Origin of the sequence: Streptomyces sp. NPDC002809 (genome assembly GCF_040295435.1) — a bacterium.
Taxonomy (GTDB): Bacteria; Actinomycetota; Actinomycetes; order Streptomycetales; family Streptomycetaceae; genus Streptomyces.
Genome location: NZ_JBEOVJ010000004.1, coordinates 123,939 through 139,201 on the forward strand (window position 1 = coordinate 123,939; position 15,263 = coordinate 139,201).

The 15,263-nt window shown below is 69.5% G+C and carries 11 protein-coding genes; 4 read left to right on the top strand and 7 right to left on the bottom strand.

From position 1 onward, the window contains the following. Window positions 1–434 precede the first annotated feature (434 nt). Together ABT025_RS04235 and ABT025_RS04240 are read right to left on the bottom strand one after the other, a co-directional pair. The gene (locus ABT025_RS04235; RefSeq protein WP_350989646.1) at window positions 435–743 is read right to left on the bottom strand and encodes an SHOCT domain-containing protein; all 309 of its coding nucleotides are present in this window, start codon (window positions 741–743) and stop codon (window positions 435–437) included. A 58-nt stretch (window positions 744–801) separates the two neighbouring features. Next, window positions 802–1,230: a DUF6325 family protein gene (locus ABT025_RS04240; RefSeq protein ID WP_350989648.1), complete on the bottom strand. Its 429-nt coding sequence runs from the start codon at window positions 1,228–1,230 to the stop codon at window positions 802–804. A 350-nt stretch (window positions 1,231–1,580) separates the two neighbouring features. Between ABT025_RS04240 and mutA the strand changes: the two genes are divergently transcribed. From mutA to meaB, 3 genes are read left to right on the top strand one after another with little or no spacing between them, the layout of a single operon-like run. Further along, the gene (mutA, locus tag ABT025_RS04245; RefSeq protein ID WP_350989650.1) at window positions 1,581–3,437 is read left to right on the top strand and encodes a methylmalonyl-CoA mutase small subunit; all 1,857 of its coding nucleotides are present in this window, start codon (window positions 1,581–1,583) and stop codon (window positions 3,435–3,437) included. Further along, a complete protein-coding gene (gene scpA / locus ABT025_RS04250; RefSeq protein ID WP_350989652.1) occupies window positions 3,437–5,638 on the top strand; it encodes a methylmalonyl-CoA mutase in 2,202 nt (733 codons plus the stop codon). Before mutA ends, scpA begins: the two co-directional genes overlap by 1 nt. Before the next feature lie 12 nt (window positions 5,639–5,650). Next, the gene (meaB, locus tag ABT025_RS04255) at window positions 5,651–6,676 is read left to right on the top strand and encodes a methylmalonyl Co-A mutase-associated GTPase MeaB (protein ID WP_350989654.1); all 1,026 of its coding nucleotides are present in this window, start codon (window positions 5,651–5,653) and stop codon (window positions 6,674–6,676) included. Window positions 6,677–6,691: 15 nt separating this feature from the next. Here meaB and ABT025_RS04260 read toward each other — a convergent pair whose 3' ends face one another. Further along, window positions 6,692–7,573: a GNAT family N-acetyltransferase gene (locus tag ABT025_RS04260; RefSeq protein WP_350989656.1), complete on the bottom strand. Its 882-nt coding sequence runs from the start codon at window positions 7,571–7,573 to the stop codon at window positions 6,692–6,694. Window positions 7,574–7,920: 347 nt separating this feature from the next. On the opposite strand from ABT025_RS04260, the gene rho reads away from it, so the two are divergent. Continuing rightward, the gene (gene rho / locus ABT025_RS04265; RefSeq protein WP_350989658.1) at window positions 7,921–9,066 is read left to right on the top strand and encodes a transcription termination factor Rho; all 1,146 of its coding nucleotides are present in this window, start codon (window positions 7,921–7,923) and stop codon (window positions 9,064–9,066) included. Window positions 9,067–9,083: 17 nt separating this feature from the next. Here rho and ABT025_RS04270 read toward each other — a convergent pair whose 3' ends face one another. The 4 genes from ABT025_RS04270 to ABT025_RS04285 form a co-directional block, all read right to left on the bottom strand. After that, complete coding sequence (locus ABT025_RS04270; protein ID WP_350989662.1) at window positions 9,084–10,448, bottom strand: NAD(P)/FAD-dependent oxidoreductase; 1,365 nt, start codon at window positions 10,446–10,448, stop codon at window positions 9,084–9,086. Window positions 10,449–10,581: 133 nt separating this feature from the next. Then, window positions 10,582–10,929, bottom strand: coding sequence for a hypothetical protein (locus ABT025_RS04275; RefSeq protein WP_350989664.1), 348 nt, complete (start codon window positions 10,927–10,929; stop codon window positions 10,582–10,584). Window positions 10,930–10,958: 29 nt separating this feature from the next. Then, complete coding sequence (gene ctaD, locus ABT025_RS04280) at window positions 10,959–12,689, bottom strand: aa3-type cytochrome oxidase subunit I (protein ID WP_350989666.1); 1,731 nt, start codon at window positions 12,687–12,689, stop codon at window positions 10,959–10,961. 344 nt (window positions 12,690–13,033) lie between these two features. Further along, window positions 13,034–15,256, bottom strand: a complete 2,223-nt coding sequence (locus ABT025_RS04285; protein ID WP_350989668.1) for an NADP-dependent isocitrate dehydrogenase — start codon at window positions 15,254–15,256, stop codon at window positions 13,034–13,036. Window positions 15,257–15,263 lie beyond the last annotated feature (7 nt).

Consider the following 15,263-nt stretch of genomic DNA (forward strand, 5'->3'; position numbering starts at 1 on the left):
CCTCTTTTCCCGACACGGATCCGAAATTGATTTCGGCCTGGCCGGATCAAAAGTCGCATGATGTCGGGAAATCGACAAAGTAAAACGCCGGTGATCATCGATCGGGCGTGCCGGGCAGCCGAAAGGAATGAGAGGAAGGGAGGAAGAGAGGAAGAGGGAATCGCCACTCAGGACTTCCGGCCAGGTCCGCCAGGTCCGCCAGGTCCGCCGCGGGTCCGCGCGAAGCCGGGAAGCCCCGGGCCGGATCGGTGCCGCCCCGCCGGACCAGACCGGGGACCGCACCGGGCCCCACTGATCAGTCGGACGAAATACATCGCTGCGCACACCGCGCATTCACGCGCCGCGAAGCGTCGGGAAGCGCCGGGACGGCCGCGGGAAGAACGGGTTCGCTACCAGGGATTCCGCCGGGCGGGCGACTGCCCGCCCGGCGCACATCACTCCTCCAGAAGTTTTCTCTTCTGGGAATCGAACTCGGCATCGGTCAGAATGCCCTGCTTCTTCAGCTCGGCCAGGCGCTCCAGGCGGCTGATCAGATCGTCGACGGGCGGCTCGGCCGCCTGCTGCCGGGCGGACTGCGCCTGCGTCTGTCCGCGCGCCTGCTCCGCGGCCATCTGCTCGGCGTCGTCCTCGGCGAACTTCGCCTGTTGGTGCCGTTGGACGCGGCCGCCGACCGCGGAGGCGGTACCCGCGACAACCGCCGTACGCGCCACCGCCCCGAGCAGGCCGGGTCCGCGACGGTTCATTCCAGGTCCTCGAAAGATCGGCATGTCATAGGCCTTTCCAGTGCGGTGCCGTGCGGGATCAGCGTGCCGAAGCGGCTGCGGAGACAGCGGCCTCCGCGACATCGGCGGGAATCCGCTCATGGGCGACTAGCTGACCGCCCGACGCACGGACCGCCTCGGTGAGCGGCAGCGCCCAGAGGTCCTCCCACACGATCAGCGCCGCGGAACTGCCCGGCGGCACGCTCTCGCCCAGCGTCCTGATGTCGTCGCTGTTCAGCATGCCGCTCACCTCGCCCTCGACCGGCTCGAAGGAGACGAGGTCGTCGGGGTCGAGGTCCTCCAGTTCGACGATGTCGATCGAACCGTCCTCCGCCCGGTACACGAAGGTCAGATCGATGATGCGCACCGCCTTGGACGCGACCGCTTCGGCCAGCGCCGGGGCGATGGCCCCGGTGAACCGGCTGCCGGGGAAGGCGACGACGAGGTACTCCACAGGTCCGACAGCCACGGGCGTGTCCTCTCCGAAAGGATGAATTGCCAGCAGCATAACTTCGGACATTTATTGCTGCATTGTGGCAAATCATCACCAGTCGGCGGAGCATCGGGCAGCGGCCACGACTGCGGCGGCGGTGCGTCGTCCGGTGCCGGTGGGGGCCGGCGCAGGACCTCCGGACCGCGGTGAGCCGCAGGTCCGTACGAGCGGAGTACGCGACCGGACGTTCCGGACCGCAGTGATCCGCAGGTCCGTACGACCGATGGGTTACGCGACCGTATGTACAGGATCAAGTGCGCTCGGAGAGGGCAAGGTCACAGGTCGAGCCTCTGCTGCTCATCTGAGACCTGTCCTAGCATCTGGGCATGACGGTCCTGCCTGCCGACGGGCTTTCGTTGGCCGCCGAGTTCCCTGATCCCGCCCACGAGCAGTGGCAGAGCCTTGTCGAAGGTGTGCTGCGCAAGTCGGGCAAGGATGTTTCGGGTTCGGCCGCCGAGAAAGCACTGTCCACCACGGTGGAGGACGGGCTCATCACCCGCCCCCTCTACACCTCGCGCGACGACGCGCCCGATGCCGGCCTCCCGGGCTTCGCCCCCTTCACCCGCGGCAGCACACCGCAGGGCACTGCGGCGGGCGGCTGGGGCGTACGGCAGCGGCACGCGTCGACGGATCCCGTTCGGCTCAACGAGGCCCTGCTCGGTGATCTGGAGAACGGCGCCACCTCGTTGTGGCTGACCGTCGGGGGCGCCGGCGGTGTGCCGGTCTCCGGTCTGGCTCGGGCGTTGGAAGGCGTGCACCTCGACCTGGCACCGCTCGTACTCGAAGCCGGAGACGAACTCGACGCCGCTGCGGCGGAGTTGCTCAGGCTCCACGCGGAGCGCGGCGTACCGGCGGATTCGGTGCGCGGCAACCTCGGCGCCGACCCGCTGGGGCAGGCTGCCCGAAGCGGCGGCGCGGCGGATACGATGTCGGCCGTCCGCTGGGCGAAGCACTGCGCGGCCGGGTTCCCCGGACTGCGGGCCCTGACCGTGGACGCGCTGCCCTACCACGAGGCCGGCGGGTCCGCCGCCCAGGAGCTGGGCAGTTCGCTGGCCACGGGCGTCGCCTATCTGCGGGCGCTGACCGAGGCCGGGCTCGGTGTCGAAGAGGCGTGCGCTCAGCTGGAGTTCCGGTACGCGGCCACCGCCGACCAGTTCCTGACGATCGCAAAGCTGCGGGCCGCGCGCCGGCTGTGGGCGCGGGTCGCCGAGGTCTGCGGGGCACCGGCGGCCGGGGCGCAGCGCCAGCACGCGGTGACGTCGCCGGTGATGATGACCCGCCGCGACCCGTGGGTGAACATGCTGCGGACCACGCTGGCCTGTCTGGGCGCGGGAGTCGGCGGTGCGGACGCCGTGACCGTGCTGCCCTTCGACCACGCGCTGGGCCTGCCGGACGCGTTCGCCCGGCGCATCGCCCGCAACACGTCGACGATCCTCCTGGAGGAGTCCCATCTGGCCCGGGTCATCGACCCGGCGGGCGGCTCCTGGTATGTGGAGCGGCTGACCGAGGAACTCGCGGACGCCGCCTGGGCGTTCTTCCAGGAGATCGAGCGGACGGGCGGTCAGGCCGCGGCGCTCGGCTCCGGCATGGTCGCGGAGCGCATCGCGGCCACCTGGGCCGCCCGAAGCAAGGATCTGGCGCGGCGCAAGGAGCCGATCACCGGCGTCAGCGAGTTCCCGCAACTCGCGGAGCGCACCGTGGAACGCGAGCCGCTGCCGCCGGCCCCGGCGCGTGGCGGCCTTCCGGTCGTCCGTCGCGACGAGGCCTTCGAGGCGCTGCGCGCCCGTTCGGACGCCCATCTGTCGGCGACCGGCGCCCGGCCGCGGGTCTTGATCGCCGCGCTCGGGCCTGCCGCGGCACACACCGCGCGCGCCTCGTTCGCCGCGAACCTGTTCCGGGCGGGCGGCATCGAAACCGTCCACGAGCCTGTCCAGGTGGACGCCTCGTCGGCCGCCGCGGCGTTCGCGGACGCGGGTACGGACGTGGTCTGTCTGTGTTCCAGTGACGCGCTCTACGCCGAACAGGCCGGCGATGTCGCCGAGGCGCTCGTCTCAGCCGGTGCGCAGCGGGTGTACCTGGCCGGACGGCCCGGTACGTACACGGGCGTCGACGAGTACGTCTTCGCCGGATGCGACGTGGTGGCCGTGCTCTCTTCCGTTCTCGACCGTATGGGTGTGGCGTAATGCGGATCCCCGACTTCTCCGACATCGAGCTCGGGCCGGGCGGCGGCGCCGAGGTGACCGAGGACCAGTGGCGTTCCGCGGTCAAGGAGTCCTCCGGGACTTCCGACGGTGACCTTCTGTGGGAGACCCCGGAGGGCATCGCGGTCAAGCCGCTGTACACCGGGCAGGACCTGGAGGGGATCGACTTCCTCGGTACGTACCCGGGGGTGGCCCCGTATCTGCGAGGTCCGTACCCGACGATGTACGTCAACCAGCCCTGGACGATCCGGCAGTACGCGGGGTTCTCCACGGCCGAGGAGTCCAACGCCTTCTACCGCCGCAACCTGGCGGCCGGGCAGAAGGGTCTCTCGGTCGCCTTCGACCTGCCGACACACCGCGGCTACGACAGCGACCACCCGCGGGTGACCGGTGACGTCGGCATGGCCGGTGTCGCGATCGACTCCATCTACGACATGCGCCAGCTCTTCGACGGCATCCCGCTGGACAGGATGTCCGTCTCGATGACGATGAACGGCGCGGTGCTGCCCGTCCTCGCGCTGTACATCGTGGCCGCCGAGGAACAGGGTGTACCACCCGAGAAGCTGGCCGGGACCATTCAGAACGACATTCTGAAGGAGTTCATGGTCCGCAACACATACATCTATCCGCCGAAGCCCTCGATGCGGATCATCTCCGACATCTTCTCGTACACCTCGCAGAAGATGCCGCGCTACAACTCGATCTCCATCTCCGGCTACCACATCCAGGAAGCCGGAGCCACGGCCGACCTGGAGCTCGCCTACACCCTGGCGGACGGGGTGGAATACCTGCGGGCCGGACGCGACACCGGACTCGACGTCGACGCGTTCGCACCGCGGTTGTCGTTCTTCTGGGCGATCGGCATGAACTTCTTCATGGAGGTCGCGAAGCTGCGGGCGGCCCGCCTGCTGTGGGCCAAGCTGGTCAAGGAGTTCGAGCCGAAGAACCCCAAGTCCCTCTCGCTGCGCACCCATTCACAGACCTCCGGGTGGTCTCTGACCGCGCAGGACGTGTTCAACAACGTCACGCGCACCTGCGTGGAGGCGATGGCGGCGACGCAGGGCCACACCCAGTCCCTGCACACCAACGCCCTCGACGAGGCCCTCGCCCTGCCCACCGACTTCTCGGCACGCATCGCCCGCAACACCCAGCTCCTCCTCCAGCAGGAGTCCGGCACGGGACGGGTCATCGACCCGTGGGGCGGCAGCGCGTACGTGGAGAAGCTGACGTACGACCTGGCGCGGCGGGCCTGGCAGCACATCGAGGAGGTCGAGGCGGCGGGCGGCATGGCCAAGGCCATCGACGCCGGCATCCCCAAGCTCCGCATCGAGGAGGCCGCCGCCCGTACGCAGGCGCGCATCGACTCCGGGCGCCAGCCGGTCATCGGCGTCAACAAGTACCGCGTGGAGACCGATGAGAAGATCGACGTGCTCAAGGTCGACAACTCCTCGGTCCGCACCCAGCAGATCGAGAAGCTGCGGCGGCTGCGCGAGGAACGCGACGAGCGGGCCTGCCAGGACGCGCTGCACGCGCTGACGGCGGCGGCCGGGAAGGACCCGGGTCCCGGGCTCGAGGGCAATCTGCTGGCGCTGGCCGTCGACGCGGCGCGTGCGATGGCGACCGTGGGTGAGATCTCGGACGCGCTGGAGAAGGTGTACGGCCGGCATGCGGGCCAGATCCGTACGATCTCCGGTGTGTACCGCAACGAGGCAGGGGAGTCGCCGTCCGTGGACCGTACCCGCGCGCTGGTCGACGCGTTCGAGGAGGCGGAAGGGCGGCGTCCGCGCATCCTGGTCGCCAAGATGGGCCAGGACGGGCACGACCGCGGCCAGAAGGTGATCGCGACGGCCTTCGCCGACCTGGGCTTCGACGTGGACGTCGGCCCGCTGTTCCAGACGCCGGGCGAGGTCGCCCGGCAGGCGGTCGAGGCGGACGTGCACATCGTGGGCGTCTCCTCCCTGGCCGCCGGCCACCTCACGCTCGTCCCCGCGCTGCGTGAGGAGCTCGCGGCCGAGGGCCGTGAGGACATCATGATCGTGGTGGGCGGGGTGATCCCGCCGTCGGACATCGACGCGCTGCACGAGGCGGGCGCGGCGGCCGTGTTCCCGCCGGGAACGGTGATCCCGGACGCCGCCCACGATCTGGTGACGCGGCTCGGCGCCTCGCTCGGTCACGAGCTGTGAGCCGCTGAACAGATGGCTCCGAAGATCGATCTCGACAGCTATGTGAAGGGGGTACTCGACGGGAAGCGGGCGCACATCGCGCGCGCCATCACCCTCGTCGAGTCCACCCGGCCTGATCACCGGGCGCTTGCGCAGCAGTTGCTGCGCGAACTGCTGCCGCACTCGGGCAACGCCCGGCGCATCGGCATCAGCGGTGTGCCCGGGGTCGGCAAGTCCACGTTCATCGACGCCCTCGGCACGATGCTCACCGGGCTCGGGCACCGGGTCGCGGTGCTCGCCGTGGATCCGTCCTCCAGCCGCACCGGCGGCTCCATCCTGGGCGACAAGACCAGGATGGAGCGGCTCGCGGTGGACCCGGCCGCTTTCGTACGCCCCTCCCCCACCGCCGGAACGCTGGGCGGCGTGGCGAAGGCGACCAGGGAGTCCGTCGTGGTGATGGAGGCGGCGGGCTACGACGTGGTGCTGGTGGAGACGGTCGGCGTCGGCCAGTCGGAGACGGCGGTCGCCAATATGGTCGACACGTTTCTGCTGCTGACGCTGGCCCGCACCGGTGACCAGCTCCAGGGCATCAAGAAGGGTGTGCTGGAGCTGGCGGACGCCATCGCGGTGAACAAGGCCGACGGCCCGCACGAGCGCGATGCCCGCTCCGCCGCACGTGAACTCGCGGGCGCACTGAGGCTGATGCACCCCGTGGACGCGGCCTGGACTCCGCCGGTGCTGACGTGCAGCGCCCGGGAGTCCAGCGGACTGGACACCCTGTGGGAGCGGCTGGAGCAACACCGTGAACTGCTCGAGTCGACGGGTCGGCTCGCGGCCAAGCGGAGTGAGCAGCAGGTCGACTGGACCTGGACCATGGTGCGGGACGACCTGTTGGACAGCCTGCGCAGCCATCCCGGGGTGCGCGCGCTCGCGCCGGAGCTCGAACTACGTGTGCGGGAGGGCTCGTTGCCCGCCACGCTGGCCGCCGAGCAGATCCTGGAGGTGTTCCGGGGACTGGGCTCGACGGCCGGGCGTGACGAGGAACCGGGCCCGGCCTGACGGGGACGACGGACCCTAGAGGTCGAGCTGGTACTCGAACGAGCGATGCGTCGCCTCGTATCCGAACGCGTCGTTGATGCTCCGCATGTACGTGTTGCTGTCGGCGGTGTCCGCGAGCAGGCCGCCCAGGTCCGGATGGCGCTCGCGGGCCCGCAGGATGGACGCGGCCTTCATCCAGCGTGCGAGCCCGTGGCCCCGGTGCTCGGGAAGCACGCCCGTCCCGTAGTGCCGGCCGTCGCCCTGTCCGTCGCCCGGCACGACGAGTTCGGTGAAGCCCGCGATCGTGCCGTCGGTCTCGTCGACGGCTGCGACGGTGTGGAGGCGGTCGCCGCGGTCCTCGACGGCCCGTGCCACGGCCATGACCCGGTCCACGTCCCACGCGACGGCGCCGTAGTCGGTGTCGTCCATGGGCATGTCGTCCATGGCGCGGCGCGACGCTGCGAACGTCTGCGCCAGTGGTCCGGGGACGGTGCCGTCCCAGGACTCCAGCCGGTAGCCCGGATGCGGCTCCCGGGTGACGGCTGTCAGGGCCGCGGTGTCCACGGCCTCCAGTGACAGCCGGGCGTAGGTGAGGGTCAGAACCCTGCGCAGCCCCCTGGCCCGCAGGAACCCGTCTCCCGGGGACCCGGCCTCGGTCTGCGCGACGACGGAGCGGCGGCCGTGCTCCCTGGCGGCCAGGGAGGCCGCTTCGAGCAGTCGGGAGCCGGTCCCCCGGCGGCGCTCCGCCGGGTGCACATGGATCTCCAGTTCGGCGAGGTGGTCCTGCCCCTCCCGTGTGAAGACCCTGAGGAACGCCGATCCGACGGGCACCCCGGCCTCGTCGGACGCCAGCCACACCAGGCGGTGGTCGTCGGCCCCGTGGTCGAGGTCGGTCAGGGCGGTGAGTTGTATCGGCAAGGTGGCTCCGGAGTCGGGAGGGGATGCGCCCGGAGTACGAAACCACCCTCACTCCCCTGCCGCAACGGGGTTACCCGCACCACATCCGCCATCGGCACCCGGGATCCGTGCTACATTGCAATCGGTACATGTGCATGCCTCTCATTCAGGCTCCGGTACCGATTCATTTACACCAGCTGATGCGCCCGTCGTTTCCGACCGGCGATCCAGCTTCATCGCATTGATTCCCCAGTCCGGTCCGGGCTCTCGTCCACCGGCCTTTCCTGCCCGTCTTCCGGGGCGTGAGATCTCCGCCCCCGTCTCAGCCGGGCCCCTTCATTCGCATGTCCGCGAAAGGACCACCCCGCATGACCACCACACTCGAACACCCCGTATCCGCCACCGCCCGGCCCGCGGCCACCGCCGCCGCCGGCATCCTCGACATCGCGCAGCAGGGGCACGGCTCCCTGCGCTCCGCCGGTGGCCGCCCCACCCCCAAAGACGTACAGGTCCCCGCCGCGCTCATCCGCAGGTACGGCCTGCGCAAGGGGGATGTCGTCGAGGGCGCCTGCGAGCGGCCCCGCGCCCTGAGCGCCGTCGCCCGGGTCAACGGGCTGCCACCCCAGTCGCTGCGCGGCCGCCCGCACTTCCGCGACCTCACCCCGCTCCACCCCCGGCAGCGACTGCAACTGGAGACTCCGTCCGGCGGCGCCTCCACGCGCATCGTCGATCTCGTCGCCCCGATCGGCAAGGGGCAGCGCGGGCTGATCGTCGCACCGCCCAGGACCGGTAAGACGGTTCTCCTCCAGCAGATCGCGGCGGCCGTGGCCGAGAACCACCCGGAGTCCCATCTGATGGTGGTGCTCCTCGACGAACGGCCCGAGGAGGTCACCGACATGCGCCGCTCGGTGCGCGGCGAGGTCTACGCCTCGACCTTCGACCGGCCGGCCAAGGAGCACATCGCCCTCGCGGAACTCGCGCTGCAACGCGCCAAGCGCCTGGTCGAGCAGGGCCGGGACGTCGTCATGCTGCTCGACTCGCTCACCCGGCTCTGCCGGGCCCACAACAATGCGGCCGGCAACGGCGGACGCACCCTCAGCGGTGGTGTGGACGCCGCCGCACTGCTCGGCCCCAAGCGGCTCTTCGGCGCCGCCCGCCTCACCGAGGAGGGCGGTTCCCTGACCATTCTGGCCACGGCACTCGTCGACACCGGTTCCCGGGCCGACGAGTACTTCTTCGAGGAGCTGAAGGGCACCGGCAACATGGAACTCCGGCTCGACCGCTCGCTGGCCGAGAAGCGCATCCACCCGGCGGTGAACATTGCCGCTTCCGGTACCCGCCGCGACGAACTCCTCGTGTCGGCAGATGAGTTGGCCGCCGTACGAGGGCTGCGCCGCGCGCTGCACTCCAGGGACGCCCAGACGTCACTCGAAACGCTGCTGGACCGGATCAGGAAGACCGACGACAACGCCGCCTTCCTGCGCCTGATCCGCACCACCGTGCCGTCGGCCTGACGGGTGCGGTCGCCCGGTCACTTCATCCGGGCGTTCAGCGACGCGGTGTGCTCACGGACCTGCTCCGGGGTGAGATAGCTGTCCGTGTACTCGAAATCCCGCAGTGTCGCGGGCTTGCGGGACTGGAATCCGGTCCTGACGAAGTCGTCGCCCGCCGCCGCGTTGATCAGCCAGTTGGTCATGACGCGCGCCTTGGCCACGTTGGTCCGCAGCGCCGACCAGTGGTAGCCGCGGGCCACGGCCTGGGCCGTGATCCCGTGCATCTCGATGCCGAGAGGCTTGGACACGGCGTCCTTGCCGCCGAGGTCCACGACGAGTCCGAGGTCCTTGTGGACGTACGGGCGCAGCGGCTGGTGCCGGAGCGTCGCGAGCAGGTTGTCGGCCAGCCTGCGGCCCTGACGCATCGCGTGCTGGGCGGTGGGCGGGCAGACCGCGCCGTCGCCCTTGACGAGGTCCGGCACGGCCGCCACGTCGCCGAGGGCGAACATGCCGTCGTAGCCGGGGAGGTTCATCTCGGGGGTCACCGCGAGCCTGCCACGTACCGTCTCCGCGTCGAACGTGCTGACGAGCGGGCTCGCGGTGACACCGGCCGTCCAGATCAGCGTGCGGCAGGGCAGTACCCGGCCGTCGGTGAACGTCACCGTTTCGGCGCCCGCCTCAGCGATGGAGACACCGAGCGACACCTCGATGCCGCGTTCCCGCAGGACCTTCAGCGCGCTCTCGCCCAGCTTGTCGCCCAGCTCGGGCATCAGCTTCGGAGCGATGTCGATCAGATGCCACTTGATCAGCTTCGGGTCGAGCCGGGGATAGTGCCTGACCGCGTTGCTGGTGAGCCGTTGCAGACAGGCGGCCGTCTCGGTACCCGCGTACCCGCCGCCGACCACCACGAACTGCAGTCGGGAGGCCCGCTCCTCCTCGTCGCTGCTGGCGTCCGCGAGGTCGAGCTGGGCGATCACGTGGTCACGTACGTACGCCGCCTCGGCCAGCGTCTTCATGCCGCGGGCGTTGTCGAGCAGTCCGGGAATGTCGAAGGTACGGGTGACGCTGCCCGGGCTGAGCACGATGTAGTCGTACGGCTCGTGGACGACCTCGTCGGTGATCTTGCGGATGACGCAGATCTTCGCCTTCGGGTCCACTCCGATGGCCCCACCGGGAATGATGCGCGTGCGGTGCCGGCTGCTTCGTCGCAGTGACACCGCGACGGACTGCGGGGTGAGGACGCCGGAGGCGACCTGCGGCAGCAGAGGCAGGTAGAGCTGGTACGAGAACGGTGCGACGAGCGCGACGTCCGCTTCGCCCGGGCGGAGCCCGCGCTCCAGACGGCGTACGCACTCGACCCCGGCAAATCCGGCTCCGACAACGAGAATCCTGGGTCGTGCCACAGTGTTCGTCCCTTCTCGGGGTCTGCACGGTCGTCGGTTCGCCTGCCCCGTCACACGCGCCCGTCACCTCTCATCTTTACGAGACGGGCGCGAGTCCGCCTGCTGGGGCGGCAGAACGGACGACCTCAGCGGGTCATCTGGCCAGGTAGGCCGCGACCGTGCAGGCTCCGCCTGCGGTGCCCGCGCAGACCACCGCTGTGGCGACGCAGCGCGTTCTGAGCCTGCGGTAGCGCTCGTTGTACTCGCCCCGCAGTTCCGCGGCACGGGCCGAGACGCGTACCAGCATCGCCCGCGAGGCGGCTGCCCGGTCGGCCGTGTAGACGCGCTCCACGTCCTCGCGCTGGGCCGACGTGAGCCACGGCAGCTCGTCCGTGAACCGGTGGGCGCGCCGCCTCGCCTCCTCGACCTCGGCGTTCCACAGCAGATAGCCCTCCATCTGGGCCAGGCCGCGGGCGCTGTCCTTCTCGGGATCGGTACCCATGCGTCTCTCCTCTCCCTCTGCGGTCCTGCTCACGTCTGCCTGTCCCCCGGCGCCACCGTCGCGGAGCGGTCACCGCGGTTCGAGGCCTCGTCGAGCTCGCGTACGGAGGGGTGGTGCAGGTCGAACGCCGGGGATTCGGAACGGATCCGGGGCAGGGTCACGAAGTTGTGCCGCGGCGGCGGGCAGGAAGTCGCCCACTCCAGCGAACGGCCGTAGCCCCACGGGTCGTCGACCTCGATCTTCTTGCCGTACTTGGAGGTCTTCCAGACGTTGTAGAAGAACGGCAGCATCGACAGGCCCAGCAGGAACGAGGAGATCGTCGAGATCGTGTTCAGCGCGGTGAATCCGTCGCTGGCGAGGTAGTCGGCGTACCGACGCGGCATGCCCTCCGCGCCCAGCCAGTGCTGCACTAGGAACGTGCCGTGGAACCCGACGAACAGCGTCCAGAACGTGATCATCCCGAGCCGCTCGTCCAGCATCTTGCCGGTGAACTTCGGCCACCAGAAGTGGAACCCGGCGAACATCGCGAACACCACGGTGCCGAAGACGACGTAGTGGAAGTGCGCGACCACGAAGTACGAGTCCGAGACGTGGAAGTCCATCGGCGGCGAGGCCAGGATGACACCGGTCAGACCGCCGAAGAGGAACGTGACGAGAAAGCCGATCGACCAGAGCATCGGTGTCTCGAAGGACAACGAGCCCTTCCACATCGTGCCGATCCAGTTGAAGAACTTCACCCCGGTGGGCACCGCGATGAGGAACGTCATGAAGGAGAAGAAGGGCAGCAGCACGGCGCCGGTGACGAACATGTGGTGCGCCCACACGGTGATCGAGAGCCCGGCGATGGAGATCGTCGCGGCCACGAGGCCGATGTAGCCGAAGATCGGCTTGCGGCTGAAGACGGGGATGATCTCGCTGACGATCCCGAAGAACGGAAGCGCGATGATGTACACCTCCGGATGGCCGAAGAACCAGAAGAGGTGCTGCCAGAGCAGCGCGCCGCCGTTGGACGCGTCGAAGACGTGCGCACCGAATTTTCGGTCCGCCTCCAGCGCCAGGAGCGCTGCCGCGAGCACCGGGAAGGCCAGCAGGACCAGGACCGCGGTCAGCAGGACGTTCCAGACGAAGATCGGCATGCGGAACATCGTCATGCCGGGGGCACGCATGCAGACGATCGTGGTGATGAAGTTGACCGAACCGAGGATCGTGCCGAAGCCGGAGAAGGCCAGGCCCATGATCCACATGTCTCCGCCGATTCCCGGCGAGCGGACCGCGTCCGTCAGCGGGGAGTAGGCGAACCAGCCGAAGTCGGCCGCGCCGTTCGGGGTGAGGAAACCGGCCACCACGAGGAGCGAGCCGAAGAGGTACAGCCAGTACGCGAACATGTTCAGCCGCGGGAACGCCACATCGGGCGCGCCGATCTGCAGCGGCATGATCCAGTTGGTGAACCCGGCGAAGAGCGGCGTCGCGAACATCAGCAGCATGATCGTGCCGTGGATGGTGAACGCCTGGTTGAACTGCTCGTTCGACACGATCTGTGTGCCCGGACGGGCCAGCTCGGCGCGCATGACGAGCGCGAGCAGGCCGCCGGCGATGAAGAACGCGAACGAGGTGACCAGGTACAGCGAGCCGATCGTCTTGTGGTCGGTGGTGGTCAGCCACTTGATGACGACGTTGCCCGGCTCCTTGCTGTGCACCGGAAGCTCGTTGGCGTACGACTCCTCTTCGTCCGTCGGCTCTGCTGTGCCCGTCGTCGTCACTGGGACGCTCCTTCGGTTGTCATCCGCGGGTGGACTGCGCACCCGGCGTGGCGCCGCTCCAGCGGGTCGGCCGAACGGCCCTTCCCGCGCGTCGCGCATGTTTCCGGTTGCAGCAAACCAGCCACGGGCCCGCCGAGGGCGGCCCGGCGCCCGCCACGGCGCCACTTTCACTCGTCAGGGCGTCCTCCGGACCCCCGAGGACGAGCCGGACGGTATGCGCGGGGAGCGGTGCCGAAAACAGCTCCGCCCCGGCTCGACGGAAGGTCGGCCGGGGCGGAACAGCGACTGGGCTGTACGGGCTGTGGGGCAGAGGTGCGGGCACCTGCCCCCTCGCCCTGCTTACCTCAGGCGAGGCTCGCGATCGCCTGGTTGAACGTCGCCGACGGGCGCATGACGGCCTCGGCCTTGGCCGGGTCGGGCTGGTAGTAGCCGCCGATGTCGACCGGCTTGCCCTGGACCGCGACCAGTTCGCCGACGATCGTCTGCTCCTGCTCGGCCAGCGTCTTGGCGAGCGGGGCGAACGCCGTCGCGAGCTCGGCGTCGGTGCTCTGCTGCGCCAGCTCCTGGGCCCAGTACAGGGACAGGTAGAAGTGGCTGCCGCGGTTGTCGATGCCGCCGAGCCTGCGGCTCGGGGACTTGTCCTCGTTGAGGAACGTGGCGGTCGCACGGTCCAGCGTGTCGGCGAGGACCTGGGCGCGCGCGTTGTCCGTGGTCTGCGCGAGGTGCTCGAAGCTGACCGCGAGGGCGAGGAACTCGCCCAGGCTGTCCCAGCGCAGGTAGTCCTCCTTGACGAGCTGCTGGACGTGCTTGGGCGCGGAGCCGCCGGCGCCCGTCTCGAACAGACCGCCACCGTTCATCAGCGGCACGACGGAGAGCATCTTCGCGCTGGTGCCGAGTTCCAGGATCGGGAACAGGTCGGTGAGGTAGTCACGCAGCACGTTGCCGGTCACCGAGATGGTGTCCTCACCGCGGCGGATGCGCTCCAGGGAGAAGGCGGTGGCCTTCTCCGGGGTCAGGATCTCGATCTGGAGACCGTCGGTGTCGTGGTCGGCCAGGTAGGTCTTGACCTTGGTGATGAGCTGCGCGTCGTGGGCGCGGTCCTCGTCGAGCCAGAACACGGCCGGGTTGCCGGTCGCGCGGGCGCGGGTGACGGCGAGCTTGACCCAGTCCTGGATGGGCAGGTCCTTGGTCTGGCACATCCGGAAGATGTCACCGGCGCCGACGGCCTGCTCCAGGACGGTGGTGCCGGCGGTGTCGACGACCCGTACCGTGCCCGTGACGGGGATCTCGAAGGTCTTGTCGTGGCTGCCGTACTCCTCGGCCTTCTGCGCCATCAGACCGACGTTGGGCACCGAGCCCATGGTGGACGGGTCGAAGGCGCCGTTCGCACGGCAGTCGTCGATCACGACCTGGTAGACACCGGCGTAGCTGCTGTCCGGCAGGACGGCGACGGTGTCGGCCTCCTGGCCGTCCGGGCCCCACATGTGGCCGGAGGTGCGGATCATGGCCGGCATGGAGGCGTCCACGATGACGTCGCTGGGGACGTGCAGGTTGGTGATGCCCTTGTCGGAGTCGACCATCGCCAGGGCGGGGCCCTCGGCGAGCTCGGCCTCGAAGGACGCCTTGATCTCGGCACCGACGTGGGGCACCGAGTCGAGGCCCTTGAGGATCCCGCCGAGGCCGTCGTTCGGGGTCAGGCCCGCGGCGGCGAGGACGTCGCCGTACTTGGCGAAGGTGTTCGGGAAGAAGGCGCGGACCACGTGGCCGAAGATGATCGGGTCGGAGACCTTCATCATCGTGGCCTTGAGGTGCACGGAGAACAGGACGTCCTCGGACTTGGCCCGGGCGATCTGTGCGGTGAAGAACTCACGCAGCGCGGCGACACGCATGACGGCGGCGTCCACGACCTCGCCGGCGAGCACGGGTACGGACTCACGAAGCACCGTGGTCGTGCCGTCGTCGCCCACGAGCTCGATGCGCAGCGAGCCGGGCTCGGCGATCACGGCGGACTTCTCGGTCGAGCGGAAGTCGTCGACGCCCATGGTGGCGACGTTCGTCTTCGAGTCGGCCGACCAGGCACCCATGCGGTGCGGGTGGTTCTTGGCGTAGTTCTTGACCGACGCGGGGGCGCGGCGGTCGGAGTTGCCCTCGCGCAGGACGGGGTTGACCGCGCTGCCCTTGACCTTGTCGTAACGGGCGCGGACGTCCTTGTCCTCGTCGCTCTGCGGGTCGTCCGGGTAGTCCGGGAGGGCGTAGCCCTGCCCCTGCAGCTCGGCGATCGCGGCCTTCAGCTGCGGGATCGAGGCCGAGATGTTGGGCAGCTTGATGATGTTCGCACCGGGAGTGGTGGCCAGCGCGCCCAGCTCGGCAAGAGCGTCGTCGATGCGCTGGCTCTCCTGGAGGCGATCGGGGAAGCTGGCGATGATCCGGCCCGCCAGGGAGATGTCACGGCTCTCCACGGTGACCCCGGCCTTCGAGGCATAGGCCTCGACCACGGGCAGGAACGAATACGTCGCCAGGGCCGGGGCCTCGTCGGTGTGTGTATAGATGATGGTCGAGTCAGTCACCCTGTGC

What these genes read in the sequence shown, in the direction of transcription:
- ABT025_RS04235 (WP_350989646.1), bottom strand. Translation starts at nt 743, where the DNA reads ATGAACCGTCGCGGACCCGGCCTGCTCGGGGCGGTGGCGCGTACGGCG.
- mutA (WP_350989650.1), top strand. Translation starts at nt 1,581, where the DNA reads ATGACGGTCCTGCCTGCCGACGGGCTTTCGTTGGCCGCCGAGTTCCCT.
- scpA (WP_350989652.1), top strand. Translation starts at nt 3,437, where the DNA reads ATGCGGATCCCCGACTTCTCCGACATCGAGCTCGGGCCGGGCGGCGGC.
- meaB (WP_350989654.1), top strand. Translation starts at nt 5,651, where the DNA reads ATGGCTCCGAAGATCGATCTCGACAGCTATGTGAAGGGGGTACTCGAC.
- rho (WP_350989658.1), top strand. Translation starts at nt 7,921, where the DNA reads ATGACCACCACACTCGAACACCCCGTATCCGCCACCGCCCGGCCCGCG.
- ABT025_RS04275 (WP_350989664.1), bottom strand. Translation starts at nt 10,929, where the DNA reads ATGGGTACCGATCCCGAGAAGGACAGCGCCCGCGGCCTGGCCCAGATG.